This window comes from Streptomyces sp. NPDC093018 (genome assembly GCF_040684035.1).
In the GTDB taxonomy this organism is placed as follows: domain Bacteria; phylum Actinomycetota; class Actinomycetes; order Streptomycetales; family Streptomycetaceae; genus Streptomyces; species Streptomyces murinus.
The window spans coordinates 103,879-121,583 of the sequence record NZ_JBFBFF010000004.1 but is presented as its reverse complement, the minus strand read 5'-3'; the positions used below and the strand labels follow the sequence as shown (position 1 = coordinate 121,583).

Below are 17,705 nucleotides of genomic sequence, written 5' to 3'. Positions count from 1 at the left end.
GCCGGGCCGTCACCGCCCGGCCCCCTCGTCCGCCCACCCCGGCCCGCGCCGGTCCGCACCCCGGGGTCCGCCCGCTCGGACCGCACCCCACCTCCGGCCCCTCCAACTCTCATGGGAGCGCTTCCATGCCTGAACCCCTCACCCCCGTCACCTTCCCGACCGACTTCCTCTGGGGCTGTGCGACCTCGGCGTACCAGATCGAGGGCGCGGTACGGGAGGGCGGCCGCACCCCCTCGATCTGGGACACGTTCAGCCACACCCCGGGCAGGACGGCGGGCGGTGACCACGGTGACATCGCCGTCGACCACTACCACCGCTACCGCGAGGACGTCGCGCTCATGGCCGACCTCGGCCTGAACGCCTACCGGTTCTCCGTCTCCTGGTCCCGGGTGCAGCCGACCGGCCGGGGCCCCGCGGTCCAGGTGGGCCTGGACTTCTACCGCCGGCTCGTGGACGACCTGCTGGAGCACAACATCCAGCCCGCCGTCACCCTCTACCACTGGGACCTGCCGCAGGAGCTGGAGGACGCGGGCGGCTGGCCGGAGCGGGAGACCGCACTGCGGTTCGCGGAGTACGCGCAGCTCGTCGGGGACGCCCTGGGCGACCGGGTGGAGCAGTGGATCACCCTCAACGAGCCCTGGTGCAGCGCCTTCCTGGGCTACGGCTCCGGAGTGCACGCCCCCGGCCGCACCGACCCGGCGGCCTCGCTGCGCGCCGCCCACCATCTCAACCTGGGCCACGGCCTCGCCGTCTCGGCGCTGCGCTCGGTGATGCCCACCCGCAACCAGATCGCGGTCAGCCTCAACTCCTCGGTGGTACGGCCGCTCTCGCAGGACCCGGCCGACCTCGCGGCGGTCAGGCGCATCGACGACCTGGCCAACGGCGTCTTCCACGGCCCGATGCTGCACGGCGCGTACCCCGCCTCGCTGCTCGCGGACACCGCCTCGGTCACCGACTGGTCGTTCGTGCGGGACGGCGACCTCGCCGCGGCCAAGGCACCGCTGGACGCGCTGGGCCTGAACTACTACACCCCCGCGCTGGTCTCGGCCGCCCCCGGCAAGGTCGCGGGCCCGCGCGCGGACGGCCACGGCGCCAGCGCGCACTCCCCCTGGCCCGGCGCCGACGACGTGCTGTTCCACCAGACGCCGGGCGAGCGCACCGAGATGGGCTGGACCATCGACCCGAGCGGCCTGCACGAGCTGATCATGCGCTACTCCCGGGAGGCCCCGGGGCTGCGGCTGTACATCACGGAGAACGGCGCGGCCTACGACGACAAGCCGGACGCCGAGGGCCGGGTGCACGACCCCGAGCGCATCGCCTATCTGCGGGCCCACCTCGCCGAGGTCGAGCGCGCCATCGCGGACGGGGCCGATGTGCGCGGCTACTACCTGTGGTCCCTGATGGACAACTTCGAGTGGGCGTACGGCTACGGCAAGCGGTTCGGCGCGGTGTACGTCGACTACGCGACCCTGGAGCGCATCCCGAAGTCGAGCGCCCACTGGTACGGCAGGGCGGCGCGGACGGGCGAGCTGCCGCCGGTCGACGCGGCGTGAGCTGACCGTGTGCGCGAGGGGCGCGGCAGCCCGCTGCCGCGCCCCTTACACGTGCCCATGGGTCACTTGAAGGCGGCGAAGGCCTTCGAGAACGCCCACTTGTCCTGGGCGACGGAGCTGCATGTCGGGTCGGCGGAGGGCTTGGGGCCGCCGGGGCACTGCTGGTCGCGGGCGGCGGACCACATGGACAGGCCGCCCAGGCCCTTGCTCGCGGCGAAGCCCGCCAGCTGGGTGGCGTCGGAGACCGTGAAGGTCTCGGCGGAGACATCGTTGACCCCGATCATCGGGGTGACGGCGACGGTCTTCCAGGCGGCCGCGTCGGAGAGCCCGAGCACGCTCTTGACCTGGGCCTGGGTGGCGGTCGCGGCCTGCTCGGCGTAGCCGCCCATGTCGCCGTTGTACGAGGAGCCGTAGTCCATCGCCATGATGTTGACCAGGCCGGTCCTGACGCCGTTGGCCTTGGCGTTGGACAGCAGGTTGACGCCGTCCTGGGTGAGGCCCTCGGGCATCACCGGGAGGGTGAAGGAGACGTCCAGACCGGGGTGCTGGGCCTGGAGCTTGGCGATGGCCTGGGCGCGGCGGGTGTTGGCGGCCGTGTTCGACAGCGCGCCGCCCTCCACGTCGAAGTCGACCTTGGTCAGCTTGAACGCGTCGATCGCCTTGCCGTACGCCGCCGCCAGCGCGTCCGCGGAGGTGCAGGTGGTGGCCAGCTCGGAGCCGGAGGCGCCGCCGAAGGAGACCCGGACGTCACCGCCCTTGGCGCGCAGGGCGCCGATCTGCGCGGCCACGGCGTCGCTGCTCACCTCGGTGACACCGCCCCACTTGGGGGTGCAGCCGCCGCCGTCGGTGATGAAGGCCAGGTTGTAGTTCTTCACCCCGGTGGCGTCGGCGGCCCCGAGGAGGTCGAAGGCCGGGTAGAGGGAGGTGTCCACGTAGGGCGCGAACCCGGCGGACGCGGCGGTGCCGGAACCGGTGCTCGTGGTCGGCGTGGGGGTGGGGGTGGCGGTCTTGGTGGGCGTGGGGGTCGGGGTGGGGGTCCCGGTCTCGGTGGGTCGGCCGCTCGGCTCGGGGGCCGGTCCGTCGTCGGTGGAGCAGGAGCTGTTGTCGATACGACAGCCCGTCGGGGCGCCGCCGCCCTCGACCACGAAGCCGACGGTCACCGACTTGCCGGGGGCGAGACCGGTGGTGTCCCAGCTCGCCGGGCGGACCGTGACATGGCTCCCGCTGACGCTCGATACGCCGTTCCACAGCGAGGACAGCTTCGCCCCGGCCGGCAGGTCGAACTCCAGGGTCCAGGTCTTCTCCTGCTGGGTGCTGTTGTTGGTGACGACGTACTGGCCGGTGTAGCCGGTGGACCAGTCGCTGGTCCTGGTGTACGCGGCGTTCACCCCGGCGGCGTTCGCCGTGCCCGTGAACAGGAGTGCGCCGCCGCCGACCACGGCCGCGGCGACGATGCCGCCTATCGCCTTGTTCCTGCCACTGATCCTGCGCCGGTGGGTGCTCATGCGCATGCCTGCCTTCGTTCGTCACGGGGGGTGTGGTGCGGCAGCACGCTAGCGAGCCGGAATCGGGCAAACCGCTTGATGCGGACGGCCGTTGTCGTCCTTAGGGTTCGCTTAAGGAAGGGATCGGGGCCGGTTAAAGGTCGAGACCAGCCGGCGTGCCCCACGCCGTCGCACGGCACCCCGGTGTCCCCGCCGCTGCGGCCCGCGCGCGTCCCGCTGGAAGCGGATGCGTATCTCGCTGCCGCCCAGCACGGAGGCGCCGATGCGGACGTCGCCGCCGGTGGACTCGGCGAGCCTGCGCACGATGTCGAGGCCGAGCCCGGTCGAGCCCGTGGTCCCCGAGCCCCGGCCGCGGGCCAGCGCCGCCTCGGGGTCGGGTATGCCGGGGCCCGCGTCGGAGACCAGCACGATCACCGCGTCCTCGCCCTGGTGCACGTCCACCGCGAAGGCGGTGCCCTCCGGGGTGTGCCGGAAGACATTGCCGAGCAGGGCGTCGAGGGCGGCGGCCAGGTCGGCGCGGGCCACGGGTATCCGCACCGGGCGGTCCGCCCCGGCCACCCGCCAGGTGCGGCCCTCGTCCTCGGCGAGCGCGGACCAGAACTCCATCCGCTCGCCGACCACTTCGGCCGCGTCGCACCCGGCACCGGGTCCGGGCGCGGCCGTCTGGGGCTTGGCCTCGCGCGCCGTGCGGATGATGGTGTCCACCTCGCGCTCCAGCTGGGCGACGGCCGCGCGGGTCTGCTCGGCGGCCGGTCCGGCGCCCAGCGAGGCCGCGTTCAGCCGCAGGACGGTCAGCGGGGTGCGCAGCCGGTGGGAGAGGTCGGCGGCCAGCTCCCGCTCGCCCGCGAGGAGCCGGACGACCTGGTCGGCCATGGAGTTGAACGCGACCGCCGCGAGCCGCAGTTCGGTCGGGCCCTCCTCCGGCACCCTGGCGCCCAGCTCGCCCTCGCCCAGCTCCCGCGCGCCCTCGACCAGCCGGCGCGCGGGCCGCACCATGCGCACCCCGAGCCGGTCGGCGACGGCGACCGAGCCGACGATCAGCGCGAGGCCGACACCGGCCAGCACCGCCCAGGCCGTGCCCACGCCATTGGTCACCTCGGACTCCGGGACGTACACCTCGACCACGGCGATCGCGCCGGAGCCGAGCGCCACCGGTTGCAGCAGCGCGAAGCCGCCGGTGACGGTGGTGGTGGAGGCGCGCCCGAGCCGTCGTACCGCCTGGATGTCATGGCCGGTGGCGCGGGAGGCGCCGATGTCGAGCGCGCCGCGGGCGCCCTCGGCGGGCAGATGGACGGCCCTCCCGGAGTCGGCGCCCGCGGCGGCCACCACCCGCTCCAGCTCGTCCCGGTCGGTGGTGATGGACAGCGCGGGCGCCACGGCGGCGGCCTCCCGCTCGGCACCCGCGAAGGCGCGGTCGCGGGCCATCTCCCGGACCACCAGGCCGAGCGGCACGGCGAAGGCGACGACGACCATGGTGGTGACCGCCAGGCAGACCTTGACCAGCGCCCACCTCATCGCACCGGCTCCGACTCCGCCGGGGGTTCCAGCTTCACGCCGACGCCCCGCAGGGTGTGCAGATAGCGCGGCCGGGCCGCCGTCTCCCCCAGTTTCCGGCGCAGCCAGGACAGATGGACGTCGATGGTCTGGTCGTCGCCGTACGACTGCTGCCAGACCTCGGCGAGCAGCTCCCTGCGGGGGACGACGACGCCGGGGCGGCCGGCGAGGAAGGCGAGCAGGTCGAACTCGCGGCGGGTGAGGTCGAGCCGGGTGCCGTCCAGCTCGGCCTGGCGGCGCAGCGGGTCCACGGTCAGACCGCCGACGCGCAGCACGGTGGAGGGCGGCACCTCGCCGCCGGTGGCGCGGGCCCGGCGCAGCACCGCCGAGATCCGGGCGGAGAGATGGCCGACGGAGAACGGCTTGGTCAGATAGTCGTCCGCCCCCGCGTTCAGCAGCCGTACTATCTCCGCCTCGTCGTCCCGGGCGGTGGCGATGATGACCGGCACGTCGGTGATGCCGCGCAGCATCTTCAGGGCCTCGGAGCCGTCCAGGTCCGGCAGTCCGAGGTCCAGGATGACCACGTCGAAGCGGTGATGGGCGACCTCGCGCAGCGCCTCCAGTGCCGTACCGACGGAGCGCACGGTGTGCGAGGCGTCGGTCAACTGCCGGATGAGCGCGGAGCGTACGAACTGGTCGTCCTCGACCACGAGCACACTTGCCATGCGCCGCACCGTACGCCATGCGCGAGAACCCGGTGCGGGCCTGTGGACAACTCCGCGGCTGTGGACAACCGGTGCCGATCGGGTGTGACCGGTGGGGCAGGATGGGCGCGATGCGCAGAGGACTCGTACACGTACTGGCCTGGCTGCTCGCGACGGGCGCGGCGGTCACGCTGTCGTGGTGGGGCGTGCACACGGTGATGGCGGGGACGGCGTACGCCCCGCCGCGCGCGCTGCCGGTCGTGGGCGCGGGCGCCCCGACGACGAGGGCGACGTCGGCCACGGCCCCGGACGCGCCGTCACCTCTCCGGCCGTCCCGCTCGCACCCCGCGGCCCCGTCCGCCTCCCCCTCCCCCACGGCGCCCGTCCGCCGCTCCCCGGGCCCCTCCTCCGCGCCTGCCCCCTCCGCCACCGCCTCCGGCAAGGTCAAGGCGTACGACACCGACGGCGGCCACGCGGTGTTCGAGCTGGGCGCGGCCGATGCCACGCTCGTCTCGGCGACGCCGGGGGCCGGCTGGTCGATGCAGGTGTGGAAGACGGCGACGTGGATCCGGGTGGAGTTCAGCCGGGGCACGGACCGGGTGTCGGTGTTCTGCACCTGGCACGACGGGCCGCCGCACGTGGAGATCGGCACCTACTGAGGCGGACCGCCGGGATCCACCGGCCCGCCGGGTTTCGGGGGAACACCGGGATTCACCGGCCCGCCGGGGTTCAGCGGAACACCGGCGCTCAGCGGAACACCGAGGGCGGCGGCGCCGGGGAGTCCACGGCCGCCGCGTCCGTCACCGGCTGCGCGCCGCCGGTGAAGTCGGTGAGCCGGCGGCCGTGTTCGACCCGGGCGGTGTGCGGGTCGGAGGCGGCGCGCCGGGTGAGTTCGGGCAGTGGCAGCGGCAGGTCGGAGGCGACCAGGATCGCGTTGCCGAAGCGTTTGCCGCGCAGTACGGCCGCGTCGGCGATCAGCGCGAGTTCGGCGAACCGGGCCGCCGCGGTGGCGATCTGGCCGCGCAGATGGGTGAGCGGTGGCCCGTCGGCGAGGTTGGCGGCGTAGATCCCGGACGGTTTCAGGGCGCGGCGCACCTCGTCGAGGAACTCGGTGGAGGTGAGGTGGGCGGGGGTGCGGGCGCCGCTGAAGACATCGGCGACGATCAGATCGGCCCAGCCGTCGGGCACCTTGCCGAGTCCCGCACGGGCGTCCGCGGAGCGCACCCGGATCCGGGCGTTCGGATCCAACGGCAGCTCCCGCCGGACCAGTTGCACAAGGCTCGCGTCCCGCTCCACGACCTGCTGGGTGGACCGGGGCCGGGTGGCGGCGACATAGCGGGCGAGGGTGAAGGCGCCGCCGCCCAGATGGACGGCGTGCACGGGCTTGCCGGGCGGCGCGGCGAGGTCGATGACATGGCCGAGGCGGCGCTGGTAGTCGAAGGAGAGATACCCGGGGTCGTCCAGGTCGACGTGCGACTGGGGCGCCCCGTCGATCAGCAGCGTCCAGGCCCGGCTCCGGTCCGGGTCGGGGACGAGTCGCGCCAGACCGCCGTCGACGGCTTCTTCTGCGGCGGCGGTGGCGGCCGCTGCCCGCCGCGGGTTCCTTGACCTGCCCATCCGGTCATTTTCTCAGGTCCCCGCGGTAAACGTTTCAGCAGCGTTCTCCGACGGCTTCAGCAGCATTTGTCGGCGGCCTCGATCAGGCGCGCCGCCTCGCCGAGTGCCTCGCGCAGGACGGCCGGGTCGGTGGCGAGGCCGTCCTCCTCACCGGGGGGCAGCAGCCAGTCGGCGCCCGCGACCGGAGGCTCCGGGGCGAGGCGCAGACCGCGCCCGTTGGTCTCCGTGCAGGTGCTGCCCGGCACGTCCCAGCCGGCCGCGGTGCCCGCGGGCACCAGGAAGCCGAGGGTGTCCCGGTCGTCGTCGTGCAGCACCGGTCCGACCGCGTCCGCGGCCGCGCGCCGCAGGATGTCGACCGCTTCCAGGCCCTGCCGGGCCGGTACGGTCACCAGGTCGCACACCGTGTCGCCCGGAACGGGCGGCGACGGCGAGGTACACGGTTCACTGCTCTGGCTGGTCTCCATGCCCGCCTCCACCACACAGCACTGTCGCGGTCAACACGTTCAACGCGCCATCCCGTCAACGGCTACGGCACAAGTGCGCCGCAAAGGATGGCACTTCATGGCAGATCACGGATGAGATATCCGCTTTTGTGGCCAAACCCAGCGTGGCGGGACCCTCACAGCCGGTACGTTCTTGCTCGCCGGAACCAGGGCACCACTCGGGCGCCATGTCCCGAACCCGCCCCGGTACCGGCATGGTTCGACGGTTCGCACGAGAGGACCCGGCCATGGCGTCGTCTACCGTGACCTCGTCACAGCCCGAGCGGCCATCCCGGCCGAACCTCGCCTTCCGGCGGCTGCGCGGCCGGCGCTCACCGGCCGAGTTCGCGGCGCTGGTGCGGCGGGCCGCGCGGGAGATCGGTGAGCGGGTGAGCTGTGACGCGCGCTACGTCGGGCGGGTCGAGGCGGGTGAGATCCGCTGCCCGAACTACGCCTACGAGCGGGTGTTCCTGCATATGTTCCCCGGTCGTACGCTCGCCGACCTCGGCTTCGCGCCCCGCTCGTCCGTCCGCGGCCGCGCGGCGCGTACCGCTCCGCCGGCGCTCACCGCGGGCGGGGTAGAGAAGGCCGTCGCCGGGTACCCGGGCGAGCCGCAGGACCAGCACCACGCGCATGACCCGTATGACCCGCACGAGGTGTGCGACCCCCAGGGGCCGTACCCGTACGACCATCCGAACCACGAGGAGAGCGACGTGCTGCGTCGCGCATTCATGACCGGCGGGGCCACCGTGGCCGCCGCCGCGCTGGGCCCGCTGGGGCTCACCCCGGACGCCGTACCCGCGCCCCGCCGCTCGCGCCGGCCGGGCAGCACCGAGGCGACGGCCCTGGAGGATGCGGTCCGCCGGATCCGGCTGCTGGACGACCGGCACGGCGCGGACGGCCTCTACCGGCGCGCGGCGGCTCCCCTGCGCGCGGCGTACGCGCTGCTGGACGCGGGCGCGACCCGGCAGGCCACCGTCGAGCGGCTGCACACGGGCGCCGGTGAACTCGCCATCTCCGTGGGCTGGCTGGCGCACGACTCCGGCCGCTTCGACGACGCGCGCTCGCACTACGCGGAGGCGCTGGCCACGGCCCGGATGACCGGGGACGAGGGGCTGGAGGCGCACGCCTTCTGCAACACCGCGTTCCTGGCGCGGGACGCGGGGCGGCCCCGGGAGGCGGTGCGCGCCGCACAGGCCGCGCAGCGGGCGGCCCGGCCGCTCGGTTCCGACCGGCTGAACTCCCTGCTCGCGCTGCGCGAGGCGGGCGGCTGGGCGGGGCTGGCCGACCGCACCGGCTGCGCGCGGGCGCTCGCCCGGGCACAGGCCCTGTTCGCGCGGGGGCGCTCCGCGGCCGACCCCGAGTGGATGAGCTTCTACGGCGAGGCCGAGCTGGAGGGGCTGGAGGCGCAGTGCTGGTCCACGCTGGGCGACTGGCCGCGGGCGTCCCGGCACGCCCAGCGGGCGGCGGACCTCCAGGACCCCCACTTCTCCCGGAACATCGCCCTGTACACGGCGGAACTCGCCGACGACCTCGCCCGCGAGGGCCGTCCCGACGAGGCGGCGGAAGCGGGGATGCGGGTGCTGTCGCTGCTGGACCAGGTGCAGTCGTCCCGTATCCAGACGATGCTGGCCGGGACGGCGCGGGTGCTGCTGCCGCATCGGCGCGCGTCCGGGGTCTCCGACTTCCTCGACCGGCACAAGGCGTATCCGAGGATCGCTGGGGCCTAGGCGAAAGACCCTAGCCCGCCAAGTGGCCCACGTCGTTCCAGCTCTCCAGTGCCGGTTCGCCGTACGCCCAGCCCAGGATCGACAGGGACGTCGGGTTCAGCCGGATGCGGGCGGCGAAGTCGAGAGGGAAGCCCAGCCAGCGTGCGGCCAGGGAGCGCAGGATGTGGCCGTGGGCGAAGAGGAGGACGTCGCGGTCGGCGGCGCGGGCCCAGGCGACGACCTCGTCCGCGCGGGCGGTGACCTCGGCGACGCTCTCCCCTTCGGGGACGCCGTCGCGCCAGATCAGCCAGCCGGGGCGGACCGCCTGGATCTCCGCCGGGGTCAGGCCCTCGTACGCGCCGTAGTCCCACTCCAGCAGCGCGTCCCAGGTCTCGGCCCGCTCCCCGAACCCGGCCAGCGCACAGGTCTCCGCGGCGCGCACGAGCGGGCTGGTGCGGACCTCCACACCGGGCAGTCCGCTGAGCGGCGCCCGGTGCAGGCGTTCCCCGAGCAGCTTCGCGCCGTGCCGGCCCTCCTCCAGGAGCGGCACATCGGTCCTGCCGGTGTGCTTGCCGGACAGCGACCAAGCCGTCTGTCCGTGCCGGGCCAGCAGGATGCGCGGTGCCATGGGGGACCTTTCCGGGAGACGGACGCCCAAAAGACGTCACAGGAACAACAAGAGTCGGCCCCTCCATCATCGCTCACACCCTCAGGGGCAACCCCGCGCCCGGTCTCGGCGTCTTTGTGGGCCGGAGCCGTCCACACCGGACGACTCCGGAGCACCCGCGTGGGCAGGAGAAGGACACCGTAAAGTGGCACGGTCGCCCGCCGGGGCGGCCGTACCGCAGAAGGGGGAGGGCGATCGGATGGCGCAGACCGAGACACCGGGCACCGAGGTGGCGCCCCGCACCCGGTTGCGCTGGTGGACCGAGCTGCCGCTGCTCCTGCTGGTCTACGGCTGTTACTCGGCCGGCCGCCTCCTGGTGCGCGGCGACGTCGACGACGCCGTGGACCACGGCCTCGCGCTGCTGCGCGCCGAGAAGCTGCTCCACCTGAACGCCGAGCACCCCCTCAACCGCCTGTTCACCCGCGAGCCCTGGCTCGGGATACCCGCGGACTTCTGGTACGCCTCGCTGCACTACCTGGTCACGCCCGCGATCCTGATCTGGCTGTTCCGCAACCGCGCCGAGCACTACCGGCGGGCCCGCGCCTGGCTGATGACGTCCACGTTCATCGGACTGATCGGCTTCACCCTGGTGCCGACCTGCCCGCCCCGGCTGCTCGCCGCGAACGAGGGCTTCGTGGACACCATGGCCCACTACAGCTCGTACGGCTGGTGGGGCGGCGACGCCAGCGCCCCGCGCGGTCTGGGCGGCATGACCAACCAGTACGCGGCGATGCCGAGCCTGCACGTCGGCTGGGCGCTGTGGTGCGGGGTGATGCTGTGGCGGCACGGCGGCACCCGGCTCACCAAGGTGCTGGCCGTGCTCTATCCGCTGGGCACCGCGCTGGTCGTCATGGGCACCGCCAACCACTACCTCCTGGACGCGCTCGCCGGCATCGCCGTGATGGGCGTCGGCCACCTGCTCGCGCCGCGTGTGCTGCGGGCCGTCGACCTGGTCCGGGCCCGGCTGTTCAAGGGCTTCGGGGCCGGGAGTTCCCCGATTGTCAGTGGCGGATGCCAGACTTCCGCGGGTGAGCGAATTCCACGGCAGCGCGAGTCGCGGCCCGGCACCAAAGCCGAGCCGGACCCCTCCCCCACGGACGCGGGCGACGGGGCTCCGGCAGCGGCTCGCTGAGCTGCGCGGCGCCGACGTACCGGCGAAGGCCCTGGACGCGCGCGCCCTCGCGGCGCTGGCCGCGAACCCCGGGTGCCGCAGACGGGCGATCCTGGACGGCGCCGGGGTGGACAAGGCCAAGCTGGCGAGCGCGCTCGGGGCGCCCTCCGGTTTCGGCCAGTCGCAGTTCGCGCTGACCCGGGGCAACGCGTTCGAGGCCAAGGTGAAGGCCGACGGCGGCGCCGAGCTGCTGCGCCTCGCGCACACCCGGCTCGACCCGGGCGCCGAGGCCCCGGAAGCCGCCGCGGTGCCCGACCTGACCGCCCAGGGCCCCGAGGGTCGTACGGCGCGTACGGCACTCGCGCTGCGCGAGGCCGCCCGCGCGGGCGGCTGGACGCTGCTGGACCACCCGATGCTCGCCCTGGGCGTGGCGGGCTCGCTCGCGTTCCTGGAGCCGGACGCGGTGGTGGTGCACCCGGACGGCAGCTGGTCCGTGGTGGAGATCAAGTCCTTCCCGATGCTGGACGGCTCGGCGGACCCGGCGAAGGTGGGCGCCGCCGCCCGGCAGGCCGCGGTGTACGTGCTCGCCCTGGAGGACGTCGCCGCCCGCCTCGACCCCGCCCCGCGGGTGCGTCACCGGGTGCTGCTGGTGTGCCCCAAGGACTTCTCGAACCTGCCGGCCGGCTCCGCCGTCGATGTGCGCAAGCAGCGGGCGGTCACCGCGCGGCAGCTCGCCCGGCTCACCCGGATCGAGGAGATCGCCGAGGCGCTGCCCGAGGGCACCTGTTTCGCGCCCGACCGGGACACCGAGGAGCTGACCGCCGCGGTGGCGGCGGTCCCGGCGACGTACGCGCCCGACTGCCTGTCCACCTGCGAACTGGCCTTCCACTGCCGGGAACGCGCCCGCGCGGCCGGTGCGGTCACCCGTCTCGGCCGCCCGCTGCGCGCCGAACTGGGCGGCCTGACCACGGTCGAGGACGTCCTCGCGGCGGCCCACGGCGAGCTGGGTGACCCGGACGATCCGGCGGTCGCGGCGCTGCGCCGGGCGGCGGCCCTGCGCGCGGAGGCGCTCCAGGAGGCCCGGGCGCGGGAGGTGGCGGCCGTATGTCGCTGATCGACACCCTCGCCCGTCTGGAGGCCGTGGGCAGCGGGCGGGCCCAGCCCGTCGCGACCGTGCGGCACCGGCATCTGTCCGCCCGCCCCCTGGTGTTCGTGCCGCTCACCACCGCGGGCGAGGCCGGCGCCCCGCTCGGCGCGCTGGTCGGCACCGACCGGGAGGCCCCCCGGCTGCTGGTCGTGCCGCAGCCCCGGGACCGCGATCTGCGCTTCACGTTCCTCGCCGAGCTGGCCGACGTGATCCTGCCGTACATCGACTCCTACGCCACCGAGGTGGAGGCGGCCGAGCGCACCGAGACCGACCCGGAGACCGGCAAGCGGGTCAAGGTCGAGACGGAGCTGTGCGCGGACGCGCCCCAGCTGATCGTGCCGAGCCGGGCGGGCCTGGCGTTCGTCCGGCTGCTGGGCCGCTCCATGCGGTTCCGCCGCACCGCCGAACAGGACCCGCAGGCGCCCTATCCGGCGCCGCCCCGGGTCCCGCTGCTCGGGCGCTGGCTCACCCACTACGGGGAGCGCTCCCGGGTCCCCGGCTCCGCGCTGCTGCTCGCCCTCACCGATGTGCTCTCCCGGCACTGGGCGACCGGCCAGTCGGGTCTTGAGGACCAGCATCTGGGCGCGCTGCTGGCCTGGCTCGATTTCCCGGCGGGCAGCAGCGGCGCCGAGGCCGCGCGGGCCGCCGAGCTGGACCGGGACCCGGCCGGACAGCTGCGGTGCCCGCCCGCAGGACCGGCCACCGACCCGGCGTTCGACAACAAGCTGCTGGCCCCGGCGATCGAGCGGTACGACCGGGCGCGGACCGCCCTCGCCGCCGCCGAGGACCCGCTGGAGGCCGACGACCGGCTGGCCGCGCTCAGCCGGGCCGAGCGGGAGATCCGGGAGCTGATCGAGAGCCGGACCCGGCCCACCTGGGACGCGGTGTGGCGGGGCCTGGACCTGCTGCGGGCGCTGCCGGAGGGCGGGCGGGCCGAGGAGCGCTGGATCCGGGACCGCTGGTCGTTCACCGGGCACCGGGACCGGGTGCTGGCCGGGGAACCCCCGCAGCCGCGCCGGGACGACGCGGTGACGGCGGCGAACAAACTGGCCACCCGGGAGCGGGAACAGGCCCGTCTGGAGGCGCAGGAGGCGCTGGACGATCCGCTGGTGATGGCGGGGCGGCGGCTGGCCGGGGAGGCGTTCGCGGGCGAGGTGACCGAGGTCGTCATGGCGTACAGCGAGGGCAAACGGCCCAGTCCGCGCCCGCTGGTGACGGTCCGCACCGACGACCGGCCGCGGCTCGCGGAGCGGGTGAAGGTGTACCGCTCGCCGGCCGGCCGGCCGCAGTCGGCGGAGTTCGTGGAGCAGGCGGCCGAGGACGTGGTCGTGCTGCGGATCCTCGACAAGATGGGCCGCGGCAAGGAGCCGGAGCCGGGCTCGGTGCCGGAGAAGGGCGACCGGGTCTGCTTCACCCTCTTCGAGCACGAGCAGCGCGGTGGGGCGAAGCTGCCCGACCCGGAGGAGACCCCGTGGACGCACGGCGGGCCGCCCGGCGAGGGGGCGGCGGAGGCCGCCGATCCGGTCACCGAGGAGGATGTGCTGTGACGACCGTGGACATCGACCCCGGGGCCGCCGCCGCCCGCGCCACGGACGCGATCCTCCGCGACACGCTGGCCGCCACCGAGCGGGGCGTGGTGGTCGACTCGCCGCCCGGCGCGGGCAAGTCGACCCTGGTGGTGCGGGCGGCGCTCGAACTCGCGGACGCGGGGCGCCCGTTGATGGTGGTGGCGCAGACCAATGCCCAGGTGGACGACCTGGTGCTGCGCCTCGCCGAGAAGAACCCCGAGCTGCCGGTGGGCCGGCTGCACAGCAGCGACGCCGAGGCGTACGACAAGGCGCTGGACGAGCTGCCCCAGGTGCGTACGTCGGCGAAGGCGGCCGACCTCGCCGGGCTGCCGGTGGTGCTGTCCACGGCGGCGAAGTGGGCGCATGTGAAGGTGGACGAGCCCTGGCGGCACGCGATCGTGGACGAGGCGTACCAGATGCGCTCGGACTCGCTGCTCGCGGTGGCCGGTCTGTTCGAGCGGGCGCTGTTCGTGGGCGACCCCGGTCAGCTGGACCCGTTCGCGATCGTCGGCAGCGAGCAGTGGGCGGGGCTGTCGTACGACCCCTCGGCCTCCGCCGTCACCACGCTGCTCGCCCACAACCCCGGGCTGCCGCAGCACCGGCTGCCGGTCTCCTGGCGGCTGCCCGCGTCCGCGGCGCCCCTGGTCTCGGCCGCGTTCTACCCGTACACCCCGTTCCGCAGCGGCACCGGGCCCGGTGACCGCCGGCTCGCCTTCGCCGTGCCCGGCGACGGCTCGGGCCCGGACCGGGTGATCGACGAGGCGGCCGTCACCGGCTGGGGCCTGCTGGAGCTGCCCGCCCGGCACACCCCGCGCACGGACCCGGAGGCGGTGCGCGCGGTGGCCGCGGTGGTCCGCCGCCTGCTGGACCGGGGCGGCGCGGCGGTGTCCGAGCGCTCCCCCGACCCGGCTCCCCTGACCGCCGCCCGGATCGCCGTCGGCACCGCCCATCGCGACCAGGCGGCCGCGGTCCGCTCCGCGCTGGCCGACCTGGGCGTCTTCGAGGTGACGGTCGACACGGCGAACCGGCTCCAGGGCCGCGAGTACGACATCACGGTCGTCCTGCACCCGCTCTCCGGCCGCCCCGACGCCACCGCCTTCCATCTGGAGACCGGCCGCCTGTGCGTCCTCGCCTCCCGGCACCGGCACGCCTGCATCGTGGTCTGCCGCGAGGGCGTGAGCGACCTCCTGGACGACTACCCCTCCACCGAACCGGTCCAACTGGGCACCCTGGTCAAGTTTCCGGACGGCTGGGAGGCGAATCACGCGGTGCTGGCACATCTGGCCGAGCACCGGGTGCGCTGGCGACCATGACCGACACCCCGGAGCCATGGCAGCCGACGCCACCGCAGTTCCCCAGGGGCGCGGGGAACTGCGCGACCAGCCACGGCGGACCCGCGGAACACGACGGCGGGTGGCAGGCGGCGGGCGGCGCAACGGTTCCGGCGCGGCAGCGCCCTTGCGCACGCGCGAGACAATGGACGGTGGCCCGGCAGACCCGCGGGGTCCGGTTGTCAGAGCCGTACGAGGAGGAGATGAAGACATGGCGGAGCCCACGCCGCGTCGGAACGAACCGCGGCTACGCCCCGCGCCCCTGATCTTCGAGCCCGCGGAAGCGGCCGCCGATCCCGAGCACTTCTTCCAGCTGGAGTCCATCGAGGATCCCCGGGCGCTGCTGTCCCGGGCGACGGAGCTGACCCAGGCGTTCCGCGCCGCCGCCGACCGTGCCGTGGAGTTCCAGGCCATCGCCGCGGCCCAGCTCGCCGATCCGCGCAGGTTCGACCGGCTGACCACCGCCGACATCGCCGAGCGCGCGGAGTGGACCGAGGACTATGCCAAGCGGATGGTCGAGTTCGGGCGGGATCTGATGCGCGGGAGCAGCGAGGGCCGTACCACCGCCGATCCCGTGTGACCCCGCGCGTGATCCCGGTGCGATAAACCGACGTGATCGTCATCTGGCATATGCCAGGCGGGCAAGATACCCCCTCCCCTCTCCCCCTGTCCCGGTTTTCCGCAACTCAGCAGAACCGGTTGCTCACCGCCGGTAGACCTGATCGGCATGAGCGGTACTCCGAACGTCACCCGCGTCACCTCCGACGGCGCCGCCTGGCTCGCCTCGGCCGGGCCGTACCCGCGGCGCGCGCCCGCCCCGGCCGTCCTGCCCTGCGGGGGCGTCTTCGACGTGGTGAGCGCCCCGGTCGTCTTCGGACGCCGGATGCTGGACCGGCTCTGGGACAACGGCCCCGGCTCAGGCCCGGTCGCGATGTCCCGTGGCCGGATGCTGCTGTTCTGCGCCCCCGGCACCGCCCACCGGCTGCCCTCGCTGCTGGCCTGGGAGGAGTGGGGCTCGCACCGGGCGGCGGCCGTACCGCCCCTGCTGTGCCACGGCACGGGCGACGCGGTGACCGTCCCCGCGCCGGACGGCGACCCCTCGGCCGATCCCCGCTGGCTGGTCGCCCCGGACACGCGTCACCCCTGGTTACCGGGCCCGGAGGTGCTGCTGTGGGCGGCGGTGCGGGCGGCCAGGGCGGCGGTGCGGATATCGATTTTTCCTCCTGCCGACCAGGATGCTAAGGTCTACGACGTCAGCAGGCGCCGCTAGCTCAGTTGGTTAGAGCAGCTGACTCTTAATCAGCGGGTCCGGGGTTCGAGTCCCTGGCGGCGCACGCGCAAGAGGACGGCGGGTCCGATTCGAAAGAATCGAACCCGCCGTTTTCGCATGCACTCAAAGGGGTCACACACCCCCGAACCGGACCGGTCAGCCCCTGATCTTCTGCGTGATCCGCACCGTCCACGCCCCCGAAGCCGTCCTGTCCTCCACCTCGACCTTCACGCCCTCCCCCGGCACGGTGAAGCTCTCCCCCAGGGCGACCGGGGCGTCGGCCAGCGGCGGGTAGACGGAGTCGTCGGGGCAGGCCGAGGTGTGCGGATGGGCGTCGACGACCTCGATGGGGCCGCCGCCCGACTCCGCGCCGCTGCGCACCCGGTAGACGAGGATGCCCTCGCGGCAGGTCGCCCGGTCGTTGCCGGCGGCGGTACGCGCCTCGAAGGCGAGCGCGCTGTCGGGGCCGGTGCGCACCACCGCCAGCTTCACCCCGTCGCCGAGCCCGAAGGCGGGCGCCCCGCCGGTGCCCTGCACGGGCACGCCCGGCCCCGCGGCGAGGGGTTCCAGGGTGATCCGGGTCGGACCAGCGCCCCGTACGCACGTCACCTGGCGCGGGTCCAGCCACCCCAGCCGCCACTTGTGCCAGGCGAACAGGTCGGGTGAGAGCCCGAACTGGCTGCCCATCAGGTCCCAGTCGCCGACGTACGTGTCCCAGTCGCCCTTGCCGTCGGCCGGACGGTGGTACAGGTCGGGCAGATCGAAGACATGGCCGCTCTCATGGGCGAGAACCAGCCGATCCGGCGGATGCTTCTCGAACACCGTGACGACCCGTCGTACATCAGTGCCGTCCACATGGAGGGGCGTATCGAGGTTGACGACTTTGGTGGCGTCGGAGTCCACGCCGGGCGCGTCCGGATCGGCGACGAGGTACACCACCTGATAGCGGGAGAAATCCACCACCTTGTCGGCCACTTTGAAGGCGTCGTTCAGATATGCGGCCCGGTCCTCGGCGGCCCAGTCCCGCCGTATGGCGTACGCCGTCGACGGACGGGGCATACGCAGCCAGTGCGTCAGTGGATGCGGGTGGACGGTGAATCTGCCGTAGGAGGCCTGCTCGAAGTAGCGGCTGGTCTCCGGGAAGTGATCGGCGGTCAGTTCCGCCGGGGTGGTGCGCGGGGTGCCGTCCGGGAAGGACAGGAAGATCATCACCGCGTCCAGCGTCCGGGTGGGGCGCGTGTAGTCGGAGTTCCAGGTGTCGACGCCCTCGGAGTGGTGGGCCTCGGTGCGGTGCAGGGCGCACGGGGCGGTGGAGAAGGGCTCGGCGACCGACGGGCCGGTGAAGATCGAGGTCGCGGCCAGCGCCGACAGCGTGGTGCACACGGCGGCGGTGCTGCGCAGCAGGGGCACGGACATGACCTCCGGACGCGGTTCGACAGACCCGCACCCAGATTGCTGGTTTTCGCCACTCGATGCCCTGTTTGTCTGCACCAGAAGGGTGAGCGCTCCCCATTTGGGCGCCGGCGCACTACGGCGCTCGACACCCC

General features: G+C 74.0%; 16 protein-coding genes and 1 tRNA gene. 10 read left to right on the top strand and 7 right to left on the bottom strand.

Going from position 1 to position 17,705, the window contains the following annotated elements:
- Positions 1 to 125: 125 nt before the first annotated feature.
- Positions 126 to 1,553, top strand: coding sequence for a GH1 family beta-glucosidase (locus tag AB0N90_RS11105; protein WP_365195000.1), 1,428 nt, complete (start codon positions 126 to 128; stop codon positions 1,551 to 1,553).
- Positions 1,554 to 1,615: 62 nt separating this feature from the next.
- Here AB0N90_RS11105 and AB0N90_RS11100 read toward each other — a convergent pair whose 3' ends face one another.
- From AB0N90_RS11100 to AB0N90_RS11090, 3 genes are all read right to left on the bottom strand, one after another.
- Positions 1,616 to 3,058, bottom strand: coding sequence for a cellulose binding domain-containing protein (locus AB0N90_RS11100; RefSeq protein WP_365194996.1), 1,443 nt, complete (start codon positions 3,056 to 3,058; stop codon positions 1,616 to 1,618).
- 111 nt (positions 3,059 to 3,169) lie between these two features.
- A complete protein-coding gene (locus tag AB0N90_RS11095; protein WP_365194993.1) occupies positions 3,170 to 4,573 on the bottom strand; it encodes a HAMP domain-containing sensor histidine kinase in 1,404 nt (467 codons plus the stop codon).
- Positions 4,570 to 5,277: a response regulator transcription factor gene (locus AB0N90_RS11090; protein WP_365194991.1), complete on the bottom strand. Its 708-nt coding sequence runs from the start codon at positions 5,275 to 5,277 to the stop codon at positions 4,570 to 4,572. The genes AB0N90_RS11095 and AB0N90_RS11090 overlap by 4 nt, the downstream gene beginning before the upstream one ends.
- A gap of 110 nt (positions 5,278 to 5,387) precedes the next feature.
- Here AB0N90_RS11090 and AB0N90_RS11085 point away from each other — a divergent pair, with 110 nt between their 5' ends.
- On the top strand, positions 5,388 to 5,915 hold the full coding sequence (locus AB0N90_RS11085) for a hypothetical protein (protein WP_365194988.1): 528 nt from the start codon (positions 5,388 to 5,390) through the stop codon (positions 5,913 to 5,915).
- An 88-nt stretch (positions 5,916 to 6,003) separates the two neighbouring features.
- On the opposite strand, the gene AB0N90_RS11080 is transcribed toward AB0N90_RS11085, so the two are convergent.
- Both AB0N90_RS11080 and AB0N90_RS11075 read right to left on the bottom strand, forming a co-directional pair.
- Positions 6,004 to 6,873 (bottom strand): fused MFS/spermidine synthase, encoded by an 870-nt coding sequence (locus tag AB0N90_RS11080; RefSeq protein WP_365194986.1) that lies wholly within the window; start codon positions 6,871 to 6,873, stop codon positions 6,004 to 6,006.
- A 56-nt stretch (positions 6,874 to 6,929) separates the two neighbouring features.
- The gene (locus AB0N90_RS11075; protein WP_365194984.1) at positions 6,930 to 7,337 is read right to left on the bottom strand and encodes a hypothetical protein; all 408 of its coding nucleotides are present in this window, start codon (positions 7,335 to 7,337) and stop codon (positions 6,930 to 6,932) included.
- Between the two features lie 266 nt (positions 7,338 to 7,603).
- On the opposite strand from AB0N90_RS11075, the gene AB0N90_RS11070 reads away from it, so the two are divergent.
- On the top strand, positions 7,604 to 9,085 hold the full coding sequence (locus AB0N90_RS11070) for a hypothetical protein (RefSeq protein WP_365194981.1): 1,482 nt from the start codon (positions 7,604 to 7,606) through the stop codon (positions 9,083 to 9,085).
- Positions 9,086 to 9,095: 10 nt separating this feature from the next.
- Here the strand turns inward: AB0N90_RS11070 and AB0N90_RS11065 are convergent, their stop codons facing one another.
- Positions 9,096 to 9,692 carry a histidine phosphatase family protein gene (locus AB0N90_RS11065; RefSeq protein ID WP_365194978.1) on the bottom strand — a complete coding sequence of 199 codons (597 nt, stop codon included), beginning with the start codon at positions 9,690 to 9,692 and terminating at the stop codon, positions 9,096 to 9,098.
- A gap of 238 nt (positions 9,693 to 9,930) precedes the next feature.
- On the opposite strand from AB0N90_RS11065, the gene AB0N90_RS11060 reads away from it, so the two are divergent.
- The 7 genes from AB0N90_RS11060 to AB0N90_RS11030 all read left to right on the top strand — a co-directional run bounded on the left by AB0N90_RS11060 (position 9,931) and on the right by AB0N90_RS11030 (position 16,222).
- On the top strand, positions 9,931 to 10,863 hold the full coding sequence (locus AB0N90_RS11060) for a phosphatase PAP2 family protein (protein ID WP_365194976.1): 933 nt from the start codon (positions 9,931 to 9,933) through the stop codon (positions 10,861 to 10,863).
- A gap of 1 nt (position 10,864) precedes the next feature.
- The gene (locus tag AB0N90_RS11055) at positions 10,865 to 11,956 is read left to right on the top strand and encodes a hypothetical protein (RefSeq protein WP_365195778.1); all 1,092 of its coding nucleotides are present in this window, start codon (positions 10,865 to 10,867) and stop codon (positions 11,954 to 11,956) included.
- Positions 11,947 to 13,536, top strand: coding sequence for a hypothetical protein (locus AB0N90_RS11050; protein ID WP_365194973.1), 1,590 nt, complete (start codon positions 11,947 to 11,949; stop codon positions 13,534 to 13,536). Before AB0N90_RS11055 ends, AB0N90_RS11050 begins: the two co-directional genes overlap by 10 nt.
- Complete coding sequence (locus AB0N90_RS11045; RefSeq protein WP_365194971.1) at positions 13,533 to 14,870, top strand: AAA domain-containing protein; 1,338 nt, start codon at positions 13,533 to 13,535, stop codon at positions 14,868 to 14,870. Before AB0N90_RS11050 ends, AB0N90_RS11045 begins: the two co-directional genes overlap by 4 nt.
- Before the next feature lie 229 nt (positions 14,871 to 15,099).
- Positions 15,100 to 15,468 (top strand): hypothetical protein, encoded by a 369-nt coding sequence (locus AB0N90_RS11040; RefSeq protein ID WP_365194968.1) that lies wholly within the window; start codon positions 15,100 to 15,102, stop codon positions 15,466 to 15,468.
- A gap of 147 nt (positions 15,469 to 15,615) precedes the next feature.
- Entirely contained in the window at positions 15,616 to 16,158 is a 543-nt protein-coding gene (locus tag AB0N90_RS11035) for a hypothetical protein (RefSeq protein WP_365194965.1), read from the top strand.
- Positions 16,149 to 16,222: transfer RNA gene (locus AB0N90_RS11030), tRNA-Lys, on the top strand. The genes AB0N90_RS11035 and AB0N90_RS11030 overlap by 10 nt, the downstream gene beginning before the upstream one ends.
- A gap of 92 nt (positions 16,223 to 16,314) precedes the next feature.
- On the opposite strand, the gene AB0N90_RS11025 is transcribed toward AB0N90_RS11030, so the two are convergent.
- On the bottom strand, positions 16,315 to 17,574 hold the full coding sequence (locus AB0N90_RS11025) for a M6 family metalloprotease domain-containing protein (RefSeq protein ID WP_365194962.1): 1,260 nt from the start codon (positions 17,572 to 17,574) through the stop codon (positions 16,315 to 16,317).
- Positions 17,575 to 17,705 lie beyond the last annotated feature (131 nt).